General features: G+C 64.5%; 16 protein-coding genes and 4 tRNA genes. 4 read left to right on the top strand and 16 right to left on the bottom strand.

Going from position 1 to position 21,577, the window contains the following annotated elements:
• Window positions 1-71: 71 nt before the first annotated feature.
• From LZ005_RS10715 to LZ005_RS10705, 3 genes are all read left to right on the top strand, one after another.
• The gene (locus tag LZ005_RS10715; RefSeq protein WP_237808043.1) at window positions 72-722 is read left to right on the top strand and encodes an energy transducer TonB; all 651 of its coding nucleotides are present in this window, start codon (window positions 72-74) and stop codon (window positions 720-722) included.
• Window positions 723-791: 69 nt separating this feature from the next.
• The gene (locus LZ005_RS10710; protein WP_237808041.1) at window positions 792-1,046 is read left to right on the top strand and encodes a hypothetical protein; all 255 of its coding nucleotides are present in this window, start codon (window positions 792-794) and stop codon (window positions 1,044-1,046) included.
• Between the two features lie 21 nt (window positions 1,047-1,067).
• Entirely contained in the window at window positions 1,068-1,547 is a 480-nt protein-coding gene (locus tag LZ005_RS10705) for a low molecular weight protein-tyrosine-phosphatase (protein ID WP_237808039.1), read from the top strand.
• Here LZ005_RS10705 and LZ005_RS10700 read toward each other — a convergent pair.
• The 15 genes from LZ005_RS10700 to LZ005_RS10630 all read right to left on the bottom strand — a co-directional run bounded on the left by LZ005_RS10700 (window position 1,539) and on the right by LZ005_RS10630 (window position 16,683).
• Complete coding sequence (locus LZ005_RS10700; protein WP_237808030.1) at window positions 1,539-2,519, bottom strand: rhomboid family intramembrane serine protease; 981 nt, start codon at window positions 2,517-2,519, stop codon at window positions 1,539-1,541. The genes LZ005_RS10705 and LZ005_RS10700 overlap by 9 nt on opposite strands.
• Before the next feature lie 22 nt (window positions 2,520-2,541).
• Window positions 2,542-2,877, bottom strand: a complete 336-nt coding sequence (locus tag LZ005_RS10695) for a hypothetical protein (protein ID WP_237808017.1) — start codon at window positions 2,875-2,877, stop codon at window positions 2,542-2,544.
• A 106-nt stretch (window positions 2,878-2,983) separates the two neighbouring features.
• Window positions 2,984-7,207: a DNA-directed RNA polymerase subunit beta' gene (rpoC, locus tag LZ005_RS10690; RefSeq protein WP_237808015.1), complete on the bottom strand. Its 4,224-nt coding sequence runs from the start codon at window positions 7,205-7,207 to the stop codon at window positions 2,984-2,986.
• A gap of 21 nt (window positions 7,208-7,228) precedes the next feature.
• Window positions 7,229-11,338, bottom strand: a complete 4,110-nt coding sequence (rpoB, locus tag LZ005_RS10685) for a DNA-directed RNA polymerase subunit beta (RefSeq protein WP_237808008.1) — start codon at window positions 11,336-11,338, stop codon at window positions 7,229-7,231.
• Window positions 11,339-11,510: 172 nt separating this feature from the next.
• Complete coding sequence (rplL, locus tag LZ005_RS10680) at window positions 11,511-11,885, bottom strand: 50S ribosomal protein L7/L12 (RefSeq protein WP_237808001.1); 375 nt, start codon at window positions 11,883-11,885, stop codon at window positions 11,511-11,513.
• Window positions 11,886-11,948: 63 nt separating this feature from the next.
• A complete protein-coding gene (rplJ, locus tag LZ005_RS10675; RefSeq protein WP_237807998.1) occupies window positions 11,949-12,449 on the bottom strand; it encodes a 50S ribosomal protein L10 in 501 nt (166 codons plus the stop codon).
• Between the two features lie 251 nt (window positions 12,450-12,700).
• Window positions 12,701-13,402, bottom strand: coding sequence for a 50S ribosomal protein L1 (rplA, locus tag LZ005_RS10670; RefSeq protein ID WP_237807991.1), 702 nt, complete (start codon window positions 13,400-13,402; stop codon window positions 12,701-12,703).
• A gap of 1 nt (window position 13,403) precedes the next feature.
• Window positions 13,404-13,835 (bottom strand): 50S ribosomal protein L11, encoded by a 432-nt coding sequence (gene rplK, locus LZ005_RS10665; RefSeq protein ID WP_237807988.1) that lies wholly within the window; start codon window positions 13,833-13,835, stop codon window positions 13,404-13,406.
• A gap of 98 nt (window positions 13,836-13,933) precedes the next feature.
• On the bottom strand, window positions 13,934-14,545 hold the full coding sequence (gene nusG / locus LZ005_RS10660) for a transcription termination/antitermination protein NusG (RefSeq protein ID WP_237807979.1): 612 nt from the start codon (window positions 14,543-14,545) through the stop codon (window positions 13,934-13,936).
• Window positions 14,545-14,928 carry a preprotein translocase subunit SecE gene (gene secE / locus LZ005_RS10655; protein WP_237807970.1) on the bottom strand — a complete coding sequence of 128 codons (384 nt, stop codon included), beginning with the start codon at window positions 14,926-14,928 and terminating at the stop codon, window positions 14,545-14,547. The genes nusG and secE overlap by 1 nt, the downstream gene beginning before the upstream one ends.
• A 34-nt stretch (window positions 14,929-14,962) precedes the next feature.
• Window positions 14,963-15,038, bottom strand: a tRNA-Trp gene (locus LZ005_RS10650).
• A gap of 73 nt (window positions 15,039-15,111) precedes the next feature.
• A complete protein-coding gene (gene tuf, locus LZ005_RS10645; RefSeq protein WP_237807968.1) occupies window positions 15,112-16,302 on the bottom strand; it encodes an elongation factor Tu in 1,191 nt (396 codons plus the stop codon).
• A gap of 69 nt (window positions 16,303-16,371) precedes the next feature.
• A tRNA-Thr gene (locus LZ005_RS10640) sits at window positions 16,372-16,446 on the bottom strand.
• A gap of 35 nt (window positions 16,447-16,481) precedes the next feature.
• Window positions 16,482-16,555, bottom strand: a tRNA-Gly gene (locus LZ005_RS10635).
• A 43-nt stretch (window positions 16,556-16,598) separates the two neighbouring features.
• Window positions 16,599-16,683, bottom strand: a tRNA-Tyr gene (locus tag LZ005_RS10630).
• Between the two features lie 182 nt (window positions 16,684-16,865).
• Here LZ005_RS10630 and LZ005_RS10625 point away from each other — a divergent pair.
• On the top strand, window positions 16,866-20,072 hold the full coding sequence (locus LZ005_RS10625) for an EAL domain-containing protein (protein WP_237807961.1): 3,207 nt from the start codon (window positions 16,866-16,868) through the stop codon (window positions 20,070-20,072).
• On the opposite strand, the gene LZ005_RS10620 is transcribed toward LZ005_RS10625, so the two are convergent.
• On the bottom strand, window positions 20,062-21,573 hold the full coding sequence (locus tag LZ005_RS10620; protein WP_237807948.1) for an HDOD domain-containing protein: 1,512 nt from the start codon (window positions 21,571-21,573) through the stop codon (window positions 20,062-20,064). The genes LZ005_RS10625 and LZ005_RS10620 overlap by 11 nt on opposite strands.
• Window positions 21,574-21,577: the final 4 nt, after the last annotated feature.

The following is a 21,577-nucleotide window of genomic DNA, read 5'->3' as shown; positions in this document are numbered from 1 at the left end:
ACTTTTTCTTTTTCTTGGTATAGTTTACTTCCATGACGTAGCAATTTCAATTGCCAAACACAGGAGGAACCATGTACGCAGACCCAGCAGATTATGCGCCGCGCCGGAAAACCAGCAGCCTCGCCTTCGTGCTCTTGCTGCACGTCTTCCTTGGCATCACCCTGTACAAGGGCATGCAGTACGTCAAAAAATTCACACCGCCGCGCGAGCAGGAAGTGATCATCCTGAACGAGCCGCTGAAGCCGCAGGAACCGCCGCCCCCGCCGCCGCAACAGCCGCCCCAGGCCGAGGCCCCGCCGCTGCCGAACGTGCCGATGCCCGAAGTGCCCGTGCAGCCGCTGCCGGACACGACCATCAGCGCCAAGCCGGTGGACGCGATGCCGGCCACGCCGCCCAGCGTGCCTGGCCCGCCGAGCAACACGGCCCCGCCCGCGACGGCCCCGGGCCCGCGCACGGCCGTGCTGGCCGAAGGCTGCGGCACGCCCGAGTATCCGAAGTCGGCCCTGCGCAATGGCGAAACCGGCACCGTCGAGCTGAATCTGCTGATCGGTCCGGACGGCAAGGTGCGTGACGCCAAACTGCTGAAGACGAGCGGCTCGCGCACGCTCGACCGCGCCGCCATCGAGGCCCTGAGCCTGTGCCGCTTCAAAGCCGCCATGGACAATGGCCAGGCCGTCGCCGCCTGGGGCCGGATCGCCTACGCCTGGCATCTGAACGACTGAGGGCGGCCCCATAATTCCTGCACAATTGGCGCCGATACTGGCAGCACTGTCCCCCTCAAGGAGTCTGCAATGAAACGTATCGTCGTGATGCTGCCCATGCTGCTGGGCCTGGCAAATCCGCACACTGCCCTGGCCCAGCAGGGCGCCGGTCCGAAAGGCGGTCCCGGTCCCATGCATGAGCGCAATGGTCCGCCGCAGGAAGCCCTCGACGCCTGCAAGGGCAAGAAGGATGGCGACAAGGCCACGGCCAAGACGCCGCGCGGCGAGATGGCCGGCACCTGCCGCCTGGTGCTGATCCCCGATCATCCGCCCCAGCAACGCTGATCCCGTACAATGCTGGTCATCATGGCCAGCATTTCCATTCTCTTCGTCTGCATGGGCAATATCTGCCGCTCGCCGACGGCCGAGGGCGTGTTCCGCGCCCAGGCCGAGGCGGCCGGTCTGGGCGCCCAGCTGCACATCGATTCGGCCGCCACCCACGCCTACCACACGGGCGAGCCGCCGGACGCACGCAGCATCGCCCATGCGGCCCGGCGCGGTGTCGATCTGTCGCTGCTGCGCGCGCGCCCGGTCCAGCCGAGCGACTTCAGCCGCTTTGATCTGGTGCTGGCCATGGACCACGGTAATCTGGACCGCCTGCTGGCCCAGTGTCCGGACGTCCACCGCCACAAGCTTGGCCTGTTCATGGACTATGCCGAGCAGCACACGAGCGCCATCGTGCCCGACCCCTACTACGGCGGCCCGGAGGATTTCGAAACCGTGCTCGACTATGTGGAAGCGGCCAGCAGCGGTCTGCTGGCCCAGCTGCGCAAGCGCCTAGGCTGAGGCGCGCGCCGGCGTCAGCGGCTGCGCCAGCAGCCAGCCGAGCACCAGGCCGGTGGCAAAGCCGAAGCCGTGCGCGGCGCCATTCACGAACGGCAGGGCCATGCTGATCAGCAGGTTAATGCCGAGCACGCCGAGCATGCCGCGCCGCCCTTCCTGCCGGAAGCGTTCGCTCAGGCCATAGCGCGGCGTCAGCATCGCCACCGCTGACACCCCGAGAATGCCGAAGATCGCGCCCGACGCGCCCACGCACAGGGCCTGCGGGTGGAACCACAGGCTGGCCAGGCCGCCGGCGAGGCCCGCGGCCGCATACACGAGGGCAAAGCGGGCCGACCCGAGCAGGCGTTCGGTCAGCGGGCCGATCGCGTTCAGGCTGCTGACATTCATCACCAGGTGCAGCAGGCCCGCGTGCAGAAACGTGGCCGAGATCAGGCGCCACCACTGGCCCTGGGCCACCAGATCGCCCTGCTGCGCGCCGAGCGTCAACAAGGCCGTGTTGTCCGGCTCCAGCGCGCCGCTGACGACCACGCTCAGCGCATACACGGCCAGCAGCGCGCCCATCAAGCCACGGCTGACGCGCGCCACCGGCGCCCGCGCCGCCAGGGCCGCGGCCAGCGACTGCTGCTCATCGAAGGCGGCCTCGGCGGCCGCATCCCAGCGCGTCGGCAACAGCGCGCACAGGGACTGGGCGGCCAAGGCATCGGCGGCCTGAAAGCCCAGGGTCTGGTCCGGGCTGCCTTCGAGCTCGAAACAGACGGCCGCGCCAGACACGCGCAGATTTTTCACGCGCGCCAGGGCGATGCGCTGGGTCTCGGCCTCGCCTGCGCGGAACATACGATGGCGGCGGCCCTGCAGCAACAGGCTGCCGTCCTCGACGCTGACACTGCCGGCCCCGTACCAGCGGAAGGGATTCGGAGGATTGTCGGGCTCGGTGGAGGGAGAGGCGAGGAAGAAGGTAACGGGAAAGGTGTGCATGCGCGCAGCTTACCACGCGCCGCTAGCGCAGCCACAAGGCCCCGGCCATCGCGACCTGCACCGCCATCAGGCTCAGCATCCAGGCGGTCATGCGCGCGTTCAGGCGCGCCTCGAGTGCGGCCAGTTTGGCGTCGAAACGCGCATCGAGCGCCGCCAGTTTGGCATCAAAGCGTGACTCCAGCGCCGCCAGCGCCGCGTCGGTCCGGTCGCCGATCTGCCCCGCGAGCGTGCTCAGGCGTGGCGTCAGCATCTCGGCCAGATCTTCGCGCCGCAGATAATTGGATTTGATAACAGCAACATCGCGCGCGATGGTGACGACCGACTTTTCGAGCTGGTCGACGCGGCATTCGAGATCCATGGTGTCGTCCTCCGTCCCCATTCGACGCCGCCGGCGCCGCCCGGGTTCCGCGCCGGACAAAAAAAAACGGCAGCCGAAGCTGCCGTTTTTGCCGAATGCGCAGAGATTACGCTTCGTCGCCCGTGTGCGGGGCTTCTTCCGTCTGGAACACATCGCTGCCGATGGCGGCACGCTCGGCTTCGAGCAGGGCCTTGCGCTCTTCGGCTTCCCAGCTCTCCTTCTCCTTGCGGGCGCGGTGGAAGGCCAGACCGGTACCACCCGGGATCAGGCGGCCGACGATCACGTTTTCCTTCAGACCACGCAGACCGTCGCGCTTGCCCATGATGGCGGCTTCGGTCAGCACGCGCGTCGTTTCCTGGAACGAAGCGGCCGAGATGAAGGAGTCGGTCGACAGCGAGGCCTTGGTGATACCGAGCAGTACGTTCTCGTACAGCGCCGGCTGACCGCCGCGTGCCAGCACGCGATCGTTCTCTTCCAGCAGCTCCGAGCGTTCCACCTGCTCGCCGACGATGTAGTCGGTGTCGCCGGCGGCGGTGATCTGCACGCGGCGCAGCATCTGGCGCACGATCACTTCGATGTGCTTGTCGTTGATCTTCACGCCCTGCAGACGGTACACGTCCTGGACTTCGTCGACGATGTAGCGGGCCAGCGCTTCGATACCCAGGAGACGCAGGATGTCTTGCGGATCGGCCGGGCCGTCCACGATCATCTCGCCCTTGTTCACCACCTGGCCGTCGTGCACCAGCACTTGCTTGTCCTTGGTAATCAGGAACTCGTGCTTGTTGCCGTCCATGTCGGTGATTTCCAGACGCTGCTTGCCCTTGGTTTCCTTACCGAAGGCCACGGTACCCGTGACTTCGGCCAGCATACCGGCATCCTTCGGCGAACGGGCTTCGAACAGCTCGGCCACGCGCGGCAGACCACCGGTAATGTCGCGGGTCTTCTGCGATTCGGTCGGGATACGCGCCAGCACTTCACCGACGGACACTTGCTGACCATCTTTCACCATGATCAGTGCGCCCACCTGGAAGCCGATCGTCACGCTGTGTTCGGTACCGGCGATCTTCACTTCTTCGCCAGCCTCGTTCAGCAGCTTGACCTGCGGACGCTGGGCCTTGCCCGAACCGCGGCGCTTGGCGTCGATCGCGACCAGGGTCGACAGACCGGTCACTTCGTCCACCTGACGGGCCACGGTCACGCCTTCTTCGACGTTCTCGAACTTGATGGTACCGGCGTACTCGGTGATGATCGGACGGGTCAGCGGGTCCCAGGTCGCCAGCGCGGTACCGGCCTTGACTGCCATGCCGTCCTTGACGTTCAGGGTCGCGCCGTACGGCACCTTGTGACGCTCGCGCTCGCGGCCGTGGTCGTCGGTGATCAGCACTTCGCCCGAACGCGAAATCACGATCTGGGCGCCTTTGCCGTTGGTCACGTAACGCATGGTGGCCGTGAAGCGGATGGTACCGTTAGACTTGGCTTCCACCGAGGAGGCCACGGCGGCGCGCGATGCGGCACCACCGATGTGGAAGGTACGCATGGTCAGCTGGGTACCCGGCTCACCGATCGACTGGGCCGCCACGACACCGACGGCTTCACCGCTGTTGACCAGCAGGCCACGGCCGAGATCGCGGCCATAGCACTTGGCGCACAGGCCATAGCGGGTTTCGCAGTTGAGCGGGGTGCGGACTTTGACTTCGTCGATGCCCAGGCGTTCGATTTCCTCGACCGCGTCTTCGTCCAGCAGGGTGCCGGCTTCGAACAGGGTTTCCTGGCTTTCCGGGTTGACGATGTCCTGACCGGCCACGCGCCCGAGAATCCGGTCGCGCAGGGCTTCGATCACTTCACCGCCTTCGACCATGGCCTTCATCAGGGTGCCGTTCTGGGTGCCGCAATCGTCTTCGGTGACCACCAGATCCTGGGTCACGTCCACCAGACGGCGGGTCAGATAGCCCGAGTTCGCGGTCTTCAGCGCCGTATCGGCCAGACCCTTACGGGCGCCGTGCGTCGAGATGAAGTACTGCAACACGTTCAGGCCTTCGCGGAAGTTCGCGGTAATCGGCGTTTCGATGATCGAGCCGTCCGGCTTAGCCATCAGGCCGCGCATACCGGCCAGCTGGCGGATCTGGGCGGCGCTACCGCGGGCGCCCGAGTCGGCCATCATGTAAATCGCATTGAACGATTCCTGCATGGTCTGGCTGCCGTCGCGCTTGGTGACCGGCTCGACTTTGAGCTGGTCCATCATGGCCTTGCCCACTTCGTCCGAGGTCTTGCCCCAGATGTCGACCACCTTGTTGTAGCGTTCGCCGGCGGTCACCAGACCCGAGGCGTACTGCTGCTCGATCTGTTTGACTTCCGATTCGGCCGTCGAGATCAGCTTCTGCTTCACGTCCGGCACCAGCATGTCGTTCACGCAGATCGAAATGCCGGCGCGGGTCGCCAGGCGGAAGCCCGACTGCATCAGCTTGTCGGCGAACACGACGGTTGCGCGCAGGCCGCACTTGCGGAAGGAGGTGTTGATCAGCTTCGAGATTTCTTTCTTCTTCAGCGGCTTGTTCAGCACGCTGAAGGGCAGGCCCTTGGGCAGAATCTCGGACAGGATCGCGCGGCCGACCGTCGTTTCATAACGGGTCAGCGTGGGCGTGAATTCGCCCTCGGCGTTCTTCACGTGCTCGACGATACGCACCGTGATGCGGGTCGCCAGCTCGACTTCCTTGTTGTCGTAGGCGCGGATGACTTCCGACACGTCCGGGAACAGCATGCCCTCGCCCTTGCCATTGATGGCTTCGCGGGTCGCGTAGTACAGACCCAGCACGATATCCTGGGACGGCACGATCGAGGGTTCGCCGTTGGACGGGAACAGGATGTTGTTCGAGGCCAGCATCAGCGTGCGCGCTTCCATCTGGGCTTCGATCGACAGCGGCACGTGCACGGCCATCTGGTCACCGTCGAAGTCGGCGTTGAAGGCCGCGCAGACGAGCGGGTGCAGCTGGATCGCCTTGCCTTCGATCAGCACCGGCTCAAAGGCCTGGATGCCGAGACGGTGCAGGGTCGGTGCACGGTTGAGCATGACCGGATGTTCGCGGATGACTTCCTCGAGGATGTCCCAGACCACCGGTTCCTGCTGTTCGACGAGCTTCTTGGCGGCCTTGATCGTGGTCGCCAGACCCATCAGTTCGAGCTTGTTGAAGATGAAGGGCTTGAACAGTTCGAGCGCCATCAGCTTCGGCAGACCGCACTGGTGCAGTTTCAGCTGCGGACCGACCACGATGACCGAACGGCCCGAGTAGTCGACGCGCTTACCCAGCAGGTTCTGACGGAAGCGGCCGCCCTTACCTTTGATCATCTCGGCCAGGGACTTCAGCGGACGCTTGTTGGCGCCGGTCATGGCCTTGCCGCGGCGGCCGTTGTCGAGCAGCGAGTCGACGGCTTCCTGCAGCATGCGCTTCTCATTGCGCGTGATGATTTCCGGCGCGCGCAGTTCCATCAGGCGCTTCAGACGGTTGTTACGGTTGATGACGCGGCGATACAGGTCGTTCAGGTCGGAGGTGGCGAAACGGCCACCGTCGAGCGGCACCAGCGGACGCAGTTCGGGCGGCAGCACCGGCAGCACTTCCATGATCATCCACTCGGGCTTGATGCCCGAACGCTGGAAGGCCTCGAGCACTTTGAGGCGCTTGGCGTACTTCTTGATCTTGGCTTCCGACTTCGATTCCTTGAGCTCCACGCGCAGGGCTTCGGCATCGCGGTGGATGTCGATCGAGCGCAGCAGTTCACGGATGCCCTCGGCACCCATGTAGGCCGTGAAGTCGTCGCCGTACTCTTCGTACTTGGCCGCGTAGTCGTCTTCCGACATGATCTGGCACTTCTTCAGCGGGGTCATGCCGGGATCGGTCACGACATAGGCTTCGAAGTAGAGCACGCGTTCGATGTCGCGCAGGGTCATGTCGAGCACCATGCCCAGACGCGAGGGCAGGGACTTGAGGAACCAGATGTGGGCGACCGGCGAGGCCAGTTCGATGTGGCCCATGCGCTCACGGCGCACCTTGGCCAGCGTGACTTCGACGCCGCACTTCTCGCAGATCACGCCGCGGTGCTTGAGGCGCTTGTACTTGCCGCACAGGCACTCGTAGTCCTTGATCGGGCCAAAGATCTTGGCGCAGAACAGACCGTCGCGCTCGGGCTTGAAGGTACGGTAGTTGATGGTCTCCGGCTTCTTGACTTCGCCGTAGGACCACGAACGGATTTTTTCGGGCGAAGCGAGGCCGATTTTGATCGCGTCAAAGGACTCGTTCTGCTGTACTTGCTTGAAAAGATCGAGCAATGCTTTCATGGTGTTCGTTCTCCAGGCGAATTAGTTGCGTTCCAGGTCGATGTCGATACCGAGCGAGCGGATCTCTTTGACCAGCACGTTGAACGATTCCGGCATGCCGGCGTCGATCACGTGGTCGCCCTTGACCAGGTTTTCGTACACTTTGGTACGGCCGTTGACGTCGTCCGACTTCACGGTCAGCATTTCTTGCAGCACATACGAGGCGCCGTAAGCTTCCAGCGCCCACACCTCCATCTCACCGAAGCGCTGGCCGCCGAACTGGGCTTTACCGCCCAGCGGCTGCTGCGTCACCAGCGAGTACGGGCCGGTCGAACGGGCGTGCATCTTGTCGTCGACCAGGTGGTGCAGTTTCAGCACGTGCATGTAGCCGACCGTGACCTTGCGTTCGAAGGCTTCGCCGGTGCGGCCGTCGTACATCGTGACCTGGTTCTTGGACGGGGTCATGCCCAGCTTGGTGGCGATCTCGTCCGGATAGGCCAGGTCCAGCATGCGGTAGATTTCCGACTCGTGGGCGCCGTCGAACACCGGGGTGGCGAACGGCACGCCGTTCTTCAGGTTCTGGGCCAGGCTCAGGATTTCGTCGTCGCTGAAGCTGTCGATGTCTTCTTTCTTGCCGGTTTCGTTGTAGATCTTGTTCAGGAACTCACGCAGTTCGGCGATCTTGGCTTGACGCTTGAGCATCTCGCCAATGCGCAGGCCGAGGCCCTTGGCGGCCCAGCCCAGGTGGGTTTCGAGAATCTGACCAACGTTCATACGCGAAGGCACACCGAGCGGGTTGAGCACGATGTCGGCCGGGGTGCCGTCTGCCATGTAGGGCATGTCTTCGACCGGCACGATACGCGAGACCACACCCTTGTTACCGTGGCGGCCTGCCATCTTGTCGCCCGACTGCAGGCGGCGTTTGACGGCCAGGTAAACTTTGACCATCTTCTGCACGCCAGGTTGCAGTTCATCGCCCTGGGTGAGCTTCTTGCGCTTCTCTTCGAAGGCCAGGTCGAACTGGTGGCGCTTCTCGGCGATCGATTCCTTGATCGCTTCCAGGGCCTTGGCCACGTCCTCGTCGGCCGGGCGGATGTCGAACCAGTGGTAGCGGTCCAGATCGGCCAGGTAGTCCTTGGTGATCTTGGCGCCCTTGGCCAGCTTCTTCGGACCGCCGTTCACGACTTTACCGATCAGCATCTTCTCGAGACGCATGAAGGCGTCGCCTTCGACGATGCGCAGCTGGTCGTTGAGGTCGAGGCGATAGCGCTTGAGTTCATCGTCGATGATCTGCTGGGCGCGCTTGTCGCGCTGGATGCCTTCACGGGTGAACACCTGGACGTCGATCACGGTGCCGACCATGCCCGAGGGCACGCGCAGCGAGGTGTCTTTCACGTCCGAAGCTTTTTCGCCGAAGATGGCGCGCAGCAGCTTCTCTTCCGGGGTCAGCTGGGTTTCGCCCTTGGGCGTCACTTTACCGACCAGCACGTCACCGGCCTGGACTTCGGCGCCGATGTAGACGATGCCCGATTCGTCGAGACGGGCCAGCTGGTTCTCGGCCAGGTTCGAGATATCGCGCGTGATTTCTTCCGGGCCCAGCTTGGTGTCGCGCGCGACCACCGACAGTTCCTCGATGTGGATCGAGGTGTAGCGGTCGTCTTTCACGACGTTTTCGCTGATCAGGATCGAGTCCTCGAAGTTCAGGCCGTTCCACGGCATGAAGGCCACCAGCATGTTCTGACCGAGGGCCAGTTCGCCCAGGTCGGTCGAGGCGCCGTCCGCGATCACGTCGTGCTTGGCGACGCGGTCGCCGACCTTGACGATCGGACGCTGGTTGATATTGGTGTTCTGGTTGGAACGCGTGTACTTGATCAGGTTGTAGATGTCGACACCGACTTCGCCGGCTTGCGCCTCGTCGTCGTTGACACGGATCACCACACGGCCGGCGTCGACGTAATCGACCACGCCGCCACGCAGGGCCTGCACGGTGGTGCCCGAGTCGACCGCCACGGTGCGCTCGATGCCGGTCCCGACGAAGGCTTTTTCCGGACGCAGGCAGGGCACGGCCTGGCGCTGCATGTTGGCGCCCATCAGTGCACGGTTCGCGTCATCGTGCTCGAGGAAGGGAATCAGCGAGGCAGCGACCGACACGATCTGGCCCGGGGCCACGTCCATGTACTGGACGCGCTCGGGCGAGACGAGGATGGTTTCGCCGGCTTCACGGGCCGACACCAGCTCGTCGCACAGCTTGCCTTCCTGGTCGATCGTGGCATTCGCCTGGGCGATGATGTAGCGGCCCTCTTCGATCGCCGACAGGTAGTCGATCTTGTCGGTCACGACCGAGCCTTCGACCTTGCGGTAGGGGGTTTCGAGGAAGCCGTACTCGTTCAGGCGCGCATACAGTGCCAGCGAGTTGATCAGACCAATGTTCGGACCTTCCGGCGTTTCGATCGGGCACACGCGGCCGTAGTGGGTCGGGTGCACGTCGCGCACCTCGAAGCCGGCGCGTTCGCGCGTCAGACCGCCCGGGCCCAGGGCCGAGACGCGGCGCTTGTGGGTGATTTCCGACAGCGGGTTGGTCTGGTCCATGAACTGCGACAGCTGGGACGAGCCGAAGAATTCGCGGATCGCGGCCGAGATCGGCTTGGAGTTGATCAGGTCGTGCGGCATCAGGTTGTCCGCTTCGGCCTGGCCGAGGCGTTCCTTGACGGCGCGCTCGACGCGCACCAGGCCGGCGCGGAACTGGTTCTCGGCCAGTTCGCCCACGCAGCGCACGCGGCGGTTGCCCAGGTGGTCGATGTCGTCGACTTCGCCGCGGCCATTGCGCAGCTCGACCAGGATCTTGATCACGGCCAGGATGTCGTCGTTCGACAGGGTCATCGGACCCTGCAGTTCGTCACGGCCGACGCGGCGGTTGAACTTCATGCGGCCGACGGCCGACAGGTCGTAGCGCTCGGCGCTGTAGAACAGGCCGTTGAACAGGGCCTCGACCGATTCTTCGGTCGGCGGCTCGCCCGGGCGCATCATGCGGTAGATGGCCACGCGCGCGGCCATCTGGTCGGCCGTGTCGTCCATGCGCAGGGTCTGCGAGATATACGGGCCCTGGTCGAGGTCGTTCGTGTACAGGGTCTGGATATCGCTGATATTGGCTTCGCGCAGGCGCGACAGCACATCATCATTGAGCTCGTCGTTGGCATTGGCGATCACTTCGCCGGTGTCGGGGTCGACGATGTTCTTGGCCAGCACGCGGCCCAGCAGATAGTCTTCCGGCACCGAAATGTGCTGGATGCCGGCCGCTTCGATGTCGCGCACATGCTTGGCATTGATGCGCTTGTCCTTGACGACGATGGTCTTGCCCGACTTCGGATCGACGATGTCGAAACGCGCGACTTCACCGCGCAGACGCTCGGCCACGAATTCCATCTCGGCGCCTTCGCCGCGCAGCTTGAAGTTGTCGAACACGAAGAAGTTGGCCAGGATCTGTTCCGGCGTCATGCCAATGGCCTTGAGCAGGATCGTCACCGGCATCTTGCGGCGGCGGTCGACGCGGAAGAACAGGATGTCCTTCGGGTCGAATTCGAAGTCCAGCCACGAGCCGCGGTAGGGAATGATGCGGGCCGAGAACAGCAGCTTGCCCGAGGAGTGGGTCTTGCCGCGGTCGTGCTCGAAGAACACGCCCGGCGAACGGTGCAGCTGGGACACGATCACGCGCTCGGTGCCGTTGATCACGAAGGAACCGGTGCTCGTCATCAGGGGCAGTTCGCCCATGTAGACTTCCTGCTCCTTCATCTCTTTCACCACGGGCTTGGTCGGCGAATCCTTGTCCAGGATCACCAGGCGCACCTTGGCGCGCAGCGGCGATGCGAAAGTCAGGCCACGTTGTTGGCATTCCTTGACGTCAAACGCCGGATCGCCAAGCACATAGGACAGGAACTCGAGGCGGGCGAAACCGTTGTGGGACACGATCGGGAAGATCGAGCTGAAGGCCGATTGCAGGCCCTCGTTCTTGCGCACCGAAGGCTGGGCATCGGCTTGCAGGAAATTCTCGTAGGATTCGAGCTGGGTGGCCAGCAGGAAAGGAACGTTGTGAACGTTGGCGCGCTTCGCGAAGGACTTACGAATACGCTTCTTCTCAGTAAATGAGTAGTGCATGGACACTCCGTGAGTGACAGGTGAATTAGAGACTTCAGGTCTGGGTCCGGGGGGCCCACAGCTCAAGTCTCTGCAGAGACGACAAAAGAGCCAAAGCGCCAGCCCCGCCTCTCGACGGGGGCTTGTCGCTTTGACTCATCGGCGAAGCAAAGGTCTCGCCGGGTACAACGAATTACTTCAGCTCGGCCTTGGCGCCAGCTTCTTCCAGCTTCTTCTTGGCAGCTTCAGCGTCAGCTTTCGGCATGGCTTCTTTCACGGTCTTCGGTGCGCCGTCGACCAGGTCTTTGGCTTCCTTCAGGCCCAGACCGGTGATTTCACGCACGGCCTTGATGACGCCGACCTTGTTGGCGCCGACATCAGCCAGCACCAGGTTGAAGTCGGTCTTCTCTTCAGCAGCAGCAGCAGCAGCGCCGCCGGCAGCAGCCGGGGCAGCCATGGCGGCAGCCGACACACCGAATTTCTCTTCGAATGCCTTGACCAGGTCATTCAGTTCCATCACCGACATTGCACCGACGGCTTCCAGGATATCTTCTTTGCTAATTGCCATTTTAAAACTCCAAAATTTTTTGAAAGGGTTGGTTCTAGACTCAGAAAGCGAGAGCGTCGGCGCTTAGGCGGCCGGGGCTTCTTCTTTCTTGGCTGCCAGAGCAGCCAGTGCACGTGCAAAGCCGGAGACCGGAGCTTGCATCACGCCCATCAACTGGGCGATCAGCACTTCGCGGCTCGGGATGCTTGCCAGCGCCTGCACACCTGCTTGATCCAGGTGTTTGCCGGCGTAGTTACCTGCCTTCACGACCATCTTGTCGTTAGCCTTGGCAAAGTCAGCGATGACTTTGGCGGCGGCCACGGCGTCGTCCGAGATCGAATAGATCAGCGGACCGGTCATGGAATCGGCGAGGTTGGCAAACTGGGTGCCCTCCACGGCACGGCGGGCCAGCGTGTTCTTCAGAACACGCAGGTACACGCCTTGCGCGCGAGCGTTTGCACGGAGTTGAGTCAGGCGACCAACCTGGATGCCACGATACTCGGCCACGACGATCGTTTGCGCAGTTGCTACTTTTGCGGAAACTTCGGCGACGACGGCCTTCTTGTCATTCAGATTAAGACCCACGGTCAATCTCCTAAAATGATGCTGGGCTTGCGCTTCGCATCGGTTCGAACACGGCGTCCGATGTTCAGAAGTCCAGGGACCACAAAACTTGTCGGGACCACCATCTGCGCTGGGTGGCGATTTAACCTCGGGATCAACAACTTCCTTCGGCCCAGCGGTCTTTGAAGGCAGGGCTGTGTGGCGCAACACGTCGCACAGCCAACCCAAAGAGGCGCCCGGTGGCTCAGCACCGGGACTTGATTCTTTACAGCTTAGGCAGCAGCGGCCAGACCAGCGTGGTCGACGCGCACACCGGCGCCCATGGTCGACGAGATCGACACGCGGCGCAGGTAGACACCTTTCGACGAAGCCGGCTTGGCTTTGTTCAGGGCTTCGATCAGGGCCACCAGGTTGGTTTTCAGCTGGTCGTCCGAGAAGGATTTACGGCCGATGGTGGCGTGGATGATACCGGCCTTGTCGGTACGGTACTGGACCTGACCGGCCTTGGCGTTCTTCACGGCGCCAGCCACGTCCGGGGTCACGGTGCCGACTTTCGGGTTCGGCATCAGGCCGCGCGGGCCCAGGATCTGACCGAGGGTACCGACGATACGCATGGTGTCGGGCGAAGCGATGACCACGTCGAAGGGCATATCGCCTTTCTTGACCATCTCAGCCAGATCTTCCATGCCGACGATGTCGGCGCCGGCGGCTTTGGCCTGCTCGGCTTTGTCGCCCGTGGCGAACACGGCCACGCGGACGCTCTTACCGGTACCGGCCGGCAGCACCACCGAACCACGCACGACCTGGTCCGATTTCTTCGGATCCACGCCCAGTTGCACGGCGACGTCGATCGACTCGTTGAACTTGGCAGTGGCGAATTCCTTGACCACGGTCACGGCTTCTTCGAAGCTGTGCAGCTTGTTGCGGTCAACCTTGGCCTTCTGGGCCTTCATACGCTTGGACAGTTGTGCCATCTTAGATGCCCTCCACCGTGATGCCCATCGAACGTGCCGAGCCAGCGATCGTGCGCACAGCGGCTTCCAGATCGGCGGCGGTCAGGTCCGGGGTCTTGAGTTTTGCGATTTCTTCAGCCTGTGCGCGGGTCAGCTTGCCGACCTTGTCGGTATGCGGCTTGGCCGAACCTTTTTGCACGCCCGAGTGCTTCTTGATCAGGTAGGTGGCCGGCGGGGTCTTCATCACGAAGGTGAAGGACTTGTCGGCGAAGGCGGTGATGATCACGGGGATCGGCATGCCCGGTTCCATGCCTTGAGTCTGGGCATTGAAGGCCTTGCAGAATTCCATGATGTTCAGACCGCGCTGACCGAGGGCCGGACCGATCGGGGGGGAGGGGTTGGCTTTACCAGCCGGAACTTGCAGCTTGATATAGCCGACGATTTTCTTTGCCATGATGGCTCCTATGTTGGATTGAGTAGTAGCGCCGGCGTATCAGACCGGCTCCTCTTGATTCCGGATTCGCCCAGGGGGCGGCGCTCCGGTACGGCGCCTTAGACTTTCTCGACCTGGCCGAACTCGAGTTCGACCGGGGTGGCGCGGCCAAAGATGGTGACCGAGACGCGCACCTTCGATTTCTCGTAGTTGACTTCTTCGACGCTGCCGTTGAAGTCGGTGAAGGGGCCGTCCTTGATGCGCACCTGCTCGCCCACTTCGTACAGCACCTTGGGACGCGGCTTCTCGACACCCTCTTGCATCTGCTGCATGATCTTGTCGATTTCGCGCGCCGGGATCGGCGTCGGCTTGTTCGATTTGCCGCCGATGAAACCGGTGACCTTGGAAGTGTTCTTCACCAGGTGCCAGGTCTCGTCGGTCATTTCCATCTCGACCAGCACATAGCCGGGGAAGAAGCGGCGCTCGGTGACCGACTTCTGGCCATTGCGCACTTCCACCACTTCCTCGGTCGGCACCAGGATGCGGCCGAACTGGTCCTGCATGCCGGCGCGCTCGATGCGCTCGGTCAGCGCGCGCTGCACGCTTTTCTCCATGCCCGAGTAGGCGTGCACCACATACCAGCGCTTGTTGCCGGTGGGCGCGCTCAAGGTCTGGGAAGGGTCCAGCGCCGGCGTTTGTGCCGCCGCGTTTTCTTGCGTGTTGTCGCCCATTATTTACCCAGCTTCAAAATCCAGTCGTACAGGAGGACTTCCAGAATCTTGTCGGTGCCCCACAGGAACAGGGCCATGGTCAGGACGAAACCAAACACGATCAGGGTGATCTGGGTGGCTTCTTTACGGGTGGGCCAGACGACTTTACGCGTCTCGCGCACCGATTCCTTCGCAAAATTCAGGAAATCGCGGCCAGCTTGCGAGGTGTAGGCAATGAGAACGGAGACGAGCAAACCCCCGACGAGCGCTGCCGCTCGGATCAGGGGTTTCTGGCCGGCCAGGTAAAAGAACCCGACCACACCTGCCATCGCCGCGACCACCGCCAGCACCACCTTGAGCTTGTCACCCGAGGTGCTGACCGTTTGCACGGTTTGATTAGACATACTTATTTACTTTCGGTGCCCTGCACCTATTCGGTGGCAGGGGCGGAGGGCATCGAACCCCCAACCTTCGGTTTTGGAGACCGACGCTCTGCCAATTGAGCTACGCCCCTACAAAACTTGTCGTGGAATCAGACATTATACCACCCGGCCCACGGAACCGGGTGGCCTGAGACGGACCAGCGCTTAGGCGATGATCTTGGCCACCACGCCGGCGCCGACGGTACGGCCGCCTTCGCGGATTGCGAAGCGCAGACCTTCTTCCATCGCGATCGGGGTGATCAGCTTCACGGTGATCGAGACGTTATCGCCCGGCATCACCATTTCTTTGTCGGCCGGCAGCTCGATCGAGCCGGTCACGTCCGTCGTACGGAAGTAGAACTGCGGACGGTAGTTGTTGAAGAACGGGGTGTGACGGCCACCTTCGTCTTTCGACAGCACGTAGATTTCGCCGGTGAAGTGCGAGAACGGCTTGATCGAACCCGGCTTGGCCAGCACCTGGCCACGCTCGACGTCTTCACGCTTGGTGCCGCGCAGCAGCAGGCCGACGTTGTCGCCAGCTTGACCCTGGTCCAGCAGCTTGCGGAACATTTCGACGCCGGTCACGGTCGTCTTCACGGTGTCCTTGATACCGACGATTTCGATCTCTTCGCCGACCTTGATGATGCCGCGCTCAACACGACCGGTCACCACGGTACCGCGGCCCGAGATCGAGAACACGTCTTCCACCGGCATCAGGAAGGCGCCGTCCACGGCACGTTCCGGCGTCGGGATGTAGCTGTCCAGGGCTTCGGCCAGTTTCAGGATGCAGTCTTCGCCCAGTTCGCCAGCGGCGCCGTCCAGCGCCATACGGGCCGAACCCTTGATGATGGGCAGATCGTCGCCCGGGAATTCGTACTTCGACAGCAGCTCGCGCACTTCCATTTCGACCAGCTCGAGCAGCTCGGCGTCGTCGACCAGGTCGCACTTGTTCAGGAACACGATGATGTAGGGCACGCCCACCTGACGGGCCAGCAGGATGTGCTCGCGGGTCTGCGGCATCGGGCCGTCAGCGGCCGACACCACCAGGATCGCGCCGTCCATCTGGGCAGCGCCGGTGATCATGTTCTTGATGTAGTCGGCGTGGCCCGGGCAGTCCACGTGGGCGTAGTGGCGGTTGGCCGTTTCGTACTCGACGTGGGCGGTGTTGATGGTAATACCGCGGGCTTTTTCTTCCGGTGCGGCGTCGATCTGGTCGTAGGCCTTGGCTTCACCACCGAATTTCTTCGACAGCACGGTAGCGATGGCGGCGGTCAGGGTCGTTTTGCCGTGGTCCACGTGACCAATGGTGCCGACGTTGACGTGCGGCTTGGTCCGCTCGAATTTCTCTTTTGCCATTTCAGACTCCTAACAAATTTGATGTTGACCAGGCCTACGCCTGAAAGATTACGAGGTACTACAGAATTCTGGTGCCCTTGACGTGGATTGAACACGTGGCCTCTCCCTTACCAAGGGAGTGCTCTACCACTGAGCTACAAGGGCTTATTGTGCTGCCATTCGCGCGTTGCGCGGGGTATTGGAGCGGGTGAAGGGAATCGAACCCTCGTCTTAAGCTTGGAAGGCTTCAGCTCTACCATTGAGCTACACCCGCGAGGGCTTCCACAACCGCTTGATTCAATACTCCTGCAACAACTTGGTGGAGGGGACTGGATTCGAACCAGTGTACTCAATGAGAACAGATTTACAGTCTGTCGCCTTTAACCACTCGGCCACCCCTCCGCGAGGAACCGCAGAGTATGAAGCATGTTCTGAGGTCTGTCAATAGTTTTGCGGCGTGTGTGCCACAGTGCTGTCTGCCAGCCTCGCTTCGGGCCGAGATTGTACCCGCTCGCTTCGTGAATGCGCAAGGGCCGATTCTTGCGAGCTAGAATCGCAATATTGCAAACCTGAGGGAGCGTTGCGTGGATCAAACGCGCTGGAGCGTTCGGCAGCTGCTGGCGGCCAATCTGGCCCTGGCCCTGGCCTATGTGCTGAGCGGACGGCTCGGCCTGCTGCTGGCCCTGCCGCCGGGCTTCGCCAGCCCCCTGTTTCCGCCGGCCGGGATTGCCCTGGCCAGCGTCTACAGCGGCGGCTGGCGCATGCTGCCCGGAGTGTTCGCCGGCGCGCTCGCCCTGAACTTCGTGGTGCCCTACCCGGGCGGCGATCCGAGCGAGCTGATCACCATCGTCGCCGGCCTCAGCACCACCATCGGCGCCGTGCTCCAGGCCGCGCTCGGGCGCGTGCTGCTGCGCCGCGCGCGGCCCGAATTCGGCGCCGCCCGCGACGTCCTGTGGCTGCTCGCGGTGGCGCCCCTGATGTGCTGCGTGGCGCCGACCGTCTCGCTGTTCACCCTGCTGCTGCTGGGCGCACTGGGGGCGGCCCAGCTGCCGGCCGCCTGGCTCACCTGGTGGGTCGGCGACACCATCGGCGTGCTGCTGGCCGCGCCGCTGGCCTGGATCCTGTTCGGCCGCCCGCGCCTGCTGTGGCACCGGCGCCGCTGGATTCTCGGCCTGCCGCTGCTGCTGGCGATCGGCGCCTTCGTCACCATCTACGAGCAGGCCGTGCGCTGGGAGCGCGAACAGCAGCTGCAGACCTACCGCCTCAAGGCCCAGCAGGTCGGCGATCTGCTGCAGGCTCAGCTGAGCGAACTCGAGCATTTCCTGGCCACCCTGGCGATCGCCGTCCAGGGCGACAAGCAGCCCCATTCGGCGGCCGACTTCAGCGCCCTGGCGCGCAGCTACCTGCACGACCGCCCGGCCCTGTCGGGCATGGCCTGGGTGCCGCGCGTGCGCGCCAGCGAACGCGCGCGCTTCGAGCAGGCGCTGGGCGCACCCGTGCATGATTTCGCCGGGCGCCCGCTGGCGGCCGGCACGGCCGACCTGTACCCGGTGCGCTTCATCGCGCCGCTGAAAAGCAGCCTCGCGCCCGGCACCGATCTGCAGACCGACCCGGGGCGCGCCAGTGCGCTCGCGCGCGCCCTGCAGTCACGCGTGCCGGTGGCCTCGCCGCCGGTGCGTCTGCTCACGCCCAACAAGAACGGCGTGATCCTGATGCAGGGTGTCAGCCCGGACGGGCCCGACCAGCTCAGCGGCGTGCTCTGCCTGTCGATCCAGCCCGAGGTGGCGCTGCGCGCCGTGCTGGCCGGCGCCAACTTCCCGCACATGCAGGCGCGCCTCGACGATGCCGACGCCGCCGCCACGCTGATGGCCGACGCCAGTCTCGGCGCCCAGCCGGCGCCGGGCGAAATGGCGCGCAGCCTGCAGTTCGGCGGGCGCAGCTACCGCCTGCGCATCGCCCCCAGCAGCGCCTACCTGGCCCAGCACCGCGGCTGGCAGAGCTGGTCGGTGCTGACCGGCGGCCTGCTGCTGACCGGTCTGCTCGGGGCCCTGCTGCTGCTCGTCAGCGCCGAGCGCGTGCGCATCCAGGCCCTGGTCGAGGACCGCACGGCCAAGCTGCGCGAACGCGAGGCGCGCCTGCAGGCGATTCTCGACAGTGCGGCCGACGCCATCCTCACGGTCGACCGCGGCGGGCGCGTGATCTCGGCCAACCACGCGGCCTGCCGCCTGTTCGCCTATCCGCCCGAAATTCTGGCCGGTCTGCCGCTCGGCCAGCTGCTGGTGCTGCCCAAGGACGCGAGCGGCATGGCGCCGCTGCTGAGCGCCCTGGCCCGGCGCGGCAGCGATGGGCATGAGCTCAACGGCCGCACGCGCAGCGGCGCCAGCCTGCCGCTGGCGATCACGGTGTCGGCCGTGGCCCTGAGCGAGGAGACGCTGTTCGTGGTGATCGCGCGCGACCTGACCGAGCAGCAGCGCGCCCAGGAGCGCATCTACCGCCTGGCCCACCACGACGCCCTGACCGGTCTGGAAAACCGCTTCGCCCTGAATCTGCGCCTGGAGCAGATGCTGCAGGCGGCGCGCCGCACGGGCGAGGCGGTGGCGGTGCTGTTCATCGACCTCGACCACTTCAAGAAGATCAATGACTCGCAAGGCCACGAGACCGGCGACCTGCTGCTGGTCAGCGTGGCCCAGCGCCTGCGCGAGCTGCTGCGCGAGATGGACACCATCGCCCGCCTCGGCGGCGACGAATTCATCGTCGTCATGGGCGGCGACCCGAGTCCGGACGCGGTGCGCGCGGTGGCCGTGCGCATCGTCGAATCGCTGTCGGCGCCGTTCGACCTGCACGGCAAGACGGCCCACAGCGGCGCCTCGGTCGGGGTGGCCATGTACCCGGCCGACGGCGCCGATCCGGGCACCCTGCTGCGCCACGCCGACATGGCCATGTACGCGGCCAAGGGCCAGGGGCGCGGCAACTTCCAGTTCTTCTCGGCCGCGATGAATGCGGCCACCCACGAGAAGCTGATGATGGAAGGCCAGCTGTGGCAGGCGCTCGAACGCCAGGAGTTCGAGCTCTACCTGCAGCCCCAGGTGGAACTCGGCAGCGGGCGCGTGATCGGCGCTGAGGCCCTGCTGCGCTGGCGCCATCCGGAACTGGGCATGGTCACGCCCGACCGCTTCATTCCGATCGCCGAAGAGTCGGGCCAGATCCTGCCGATCGGCGAATGGGTGCTGGGGCGCGCGCTGGCCCTGCTGGCGTCCTGGCAGCAGGGTCCGCTGGCGCAGCTGCGCCTGGCCGTCAACCTGTCGGCCCGCCAGTGCCATGGCGCCGGTCTGCTGCCCCTGCTCGACGGCCTGCTGCGCCAGCATGCGGTGGCGCCGCAGCGGCTCGAACTGGAGATCACCGAATCGGCCGCGATGCAGGACCCGGAGCGCACGCGCCAGCTGCTGCGCGCCCTGCGCGAGCGCGGCATCAAGGTCGCCATCGACGATTTCGGCACCGGCTATTCCTCGCTGTCCTACCTGAAGCTGTTCGCGATCGACCGCATCAAGATCGACCGCGGTTTTGTGAAGGACATCGAGAGCGATCCGAACGACGCCGTGATCGTCGGCGCCACCATCGCCCTCGCCCACTCGCTCGGGCTGGAAGTGATCGCCGAAGGGGTCGAGACAAGCGCCCAGCGCGACTTCCTCGCCGCCAAGCAGTGTGAGCTGAGTCAGGGTTATCTGTTCGCGCGCCCGCTGCCGCTGGCCGAGTTCGAGGCCTTCGTCGGCGCCGCCGCGCTCACGGCGTGAGCGCCACCAGCACCTGGGACTTGAGCGCCTTGATCAGCGCCGTTTCATCGGGCGGCACGCCCTCGGGCGCGGGACGGGTGCGGTCGGCGTAGAACAGCCCGACCTGGACCCGGTTGACCACCAGCGGCAGCACGATGAAGCTGCGCGCGTCCGGCAGCAGGCTGCGGTGCCAGTCGGGGATCAGCTCGCGGATCTTGGGCGCGCTGGCGTCGGCGATCATCAGGTCGGCGTCGTTTTCCATCGCCAGATGGAACAGGTCGCGCGCGGGCGCCATCGGAAAGCAGAAGCCGGCCTGGCGGCGCGCGTGGTCCTCGCCGAACGCGATGCGCGCGCGGTACTGGCCGCTGCGCGGGTCCTTCAGGCAGGCGGTGGCGAAGCGAAAGCCGAGCGAGCGGTACAGGGTTTCGAGCACGGCCTGAATCAGTTCGTTGACGCGGTGCGCACCCGAGGCGCGCATCTGGGTCACGTCCTGCACGCCGGCCAGCAACAGGTCGCGCGCATTGAGCGGCTTGCCGCTCGCATGGGTGCCGCTCGGCTCGGGCTCCTCGGCGTCGAGGGTGGCCAGCAGCAGCACATTCGGCAGGCCCTCGTGGGCCGCCTCCTCGGGCGGCGCCGATTGCAGATTCATGCTCTGCAGCAGGCCCGTCATCTCTTCCTGCACGGCTGCGAACACATCGCTGAGCGCGGCCGCGTCGAGATTGAGGGCGCTGCCGTAGCGCTGTTCGAGCGCCTTCAGCTCGGCCGCCTGCAGGCGCCGTCCGCGCGCCAGCAGGCGCGCCGCCTCGGCCGAAAAGCTGGCCACCTGCTTCATCCAGTCGCCCTTGCTGGCGGCCGCCTTCAGGCTGCCGGCCGGCAGCGGCGCGGTGGCGCTGATGATGGCCGCCGGGATCTTCCATTCGAGCAGCACGGCCTCGGTCAGGGACTCGAAGCTGCAGCCGAGGATCATCTGCGAGGCCTGGCCCAGGCTGTGTTTGCCCGTCTGCTGCAGGGCCTGGACTTCGCGGTAGCGGTCCAGTTCGTGCGAGGCCACCAGCAGCGCCCCCAGATTCTTGAACAGCGCGCCGATCGCGGCTTCCTCGGCGCCCTGGTAGAACGAGCGGCGCGCCAGCTCGCGCCCGACCAGGCTGGCGCACAGGGCCGCTTCGAGCTCGCTGCGCACGGCCGCCGCATGCTTGCTGCCGAGCGCGTCGACGAGCAGCATGGCCAAGGCCGTGGTCTTCACATTGTCGAAGCCGAGCAGGGAAATGGCGCGCGAAATGGTGGTGACGGCCGTGCCCGAGGCGGTGCGGTAGGTGGCCGTATTGGACAGGCGCAGGATGCGCTGGGTCAGGGCCGGGTCGGACAGCACATAGTAGGCCAGCTCATTGGTGCCTTCGTCCTCGCTCGAGGCCATCTGGACCACGCGCGCCACGGCCGCGCCGAGGGCGAACATTTCGGCATCGCCGCAGACTTTCTGCAGCAGCGCCGCGCGGACCGGACGTCCTTCGCTGGCCACGGCCATGTTC

Source organism: Massilia sp. TS11 (assembly GCF_022012445.1).
Classification (GTDB): domain Bacteria; phylum Pseudomonadota; class Gammaproteobacteria; order Burkholderiales; family Burkholderiaceae_D; genus Telluria.
The sequence above is the reverse complement of the archived record's forward strand: the minus strand, read 5'-3'. Positions and strand labels throughout refer to the sequence as shown.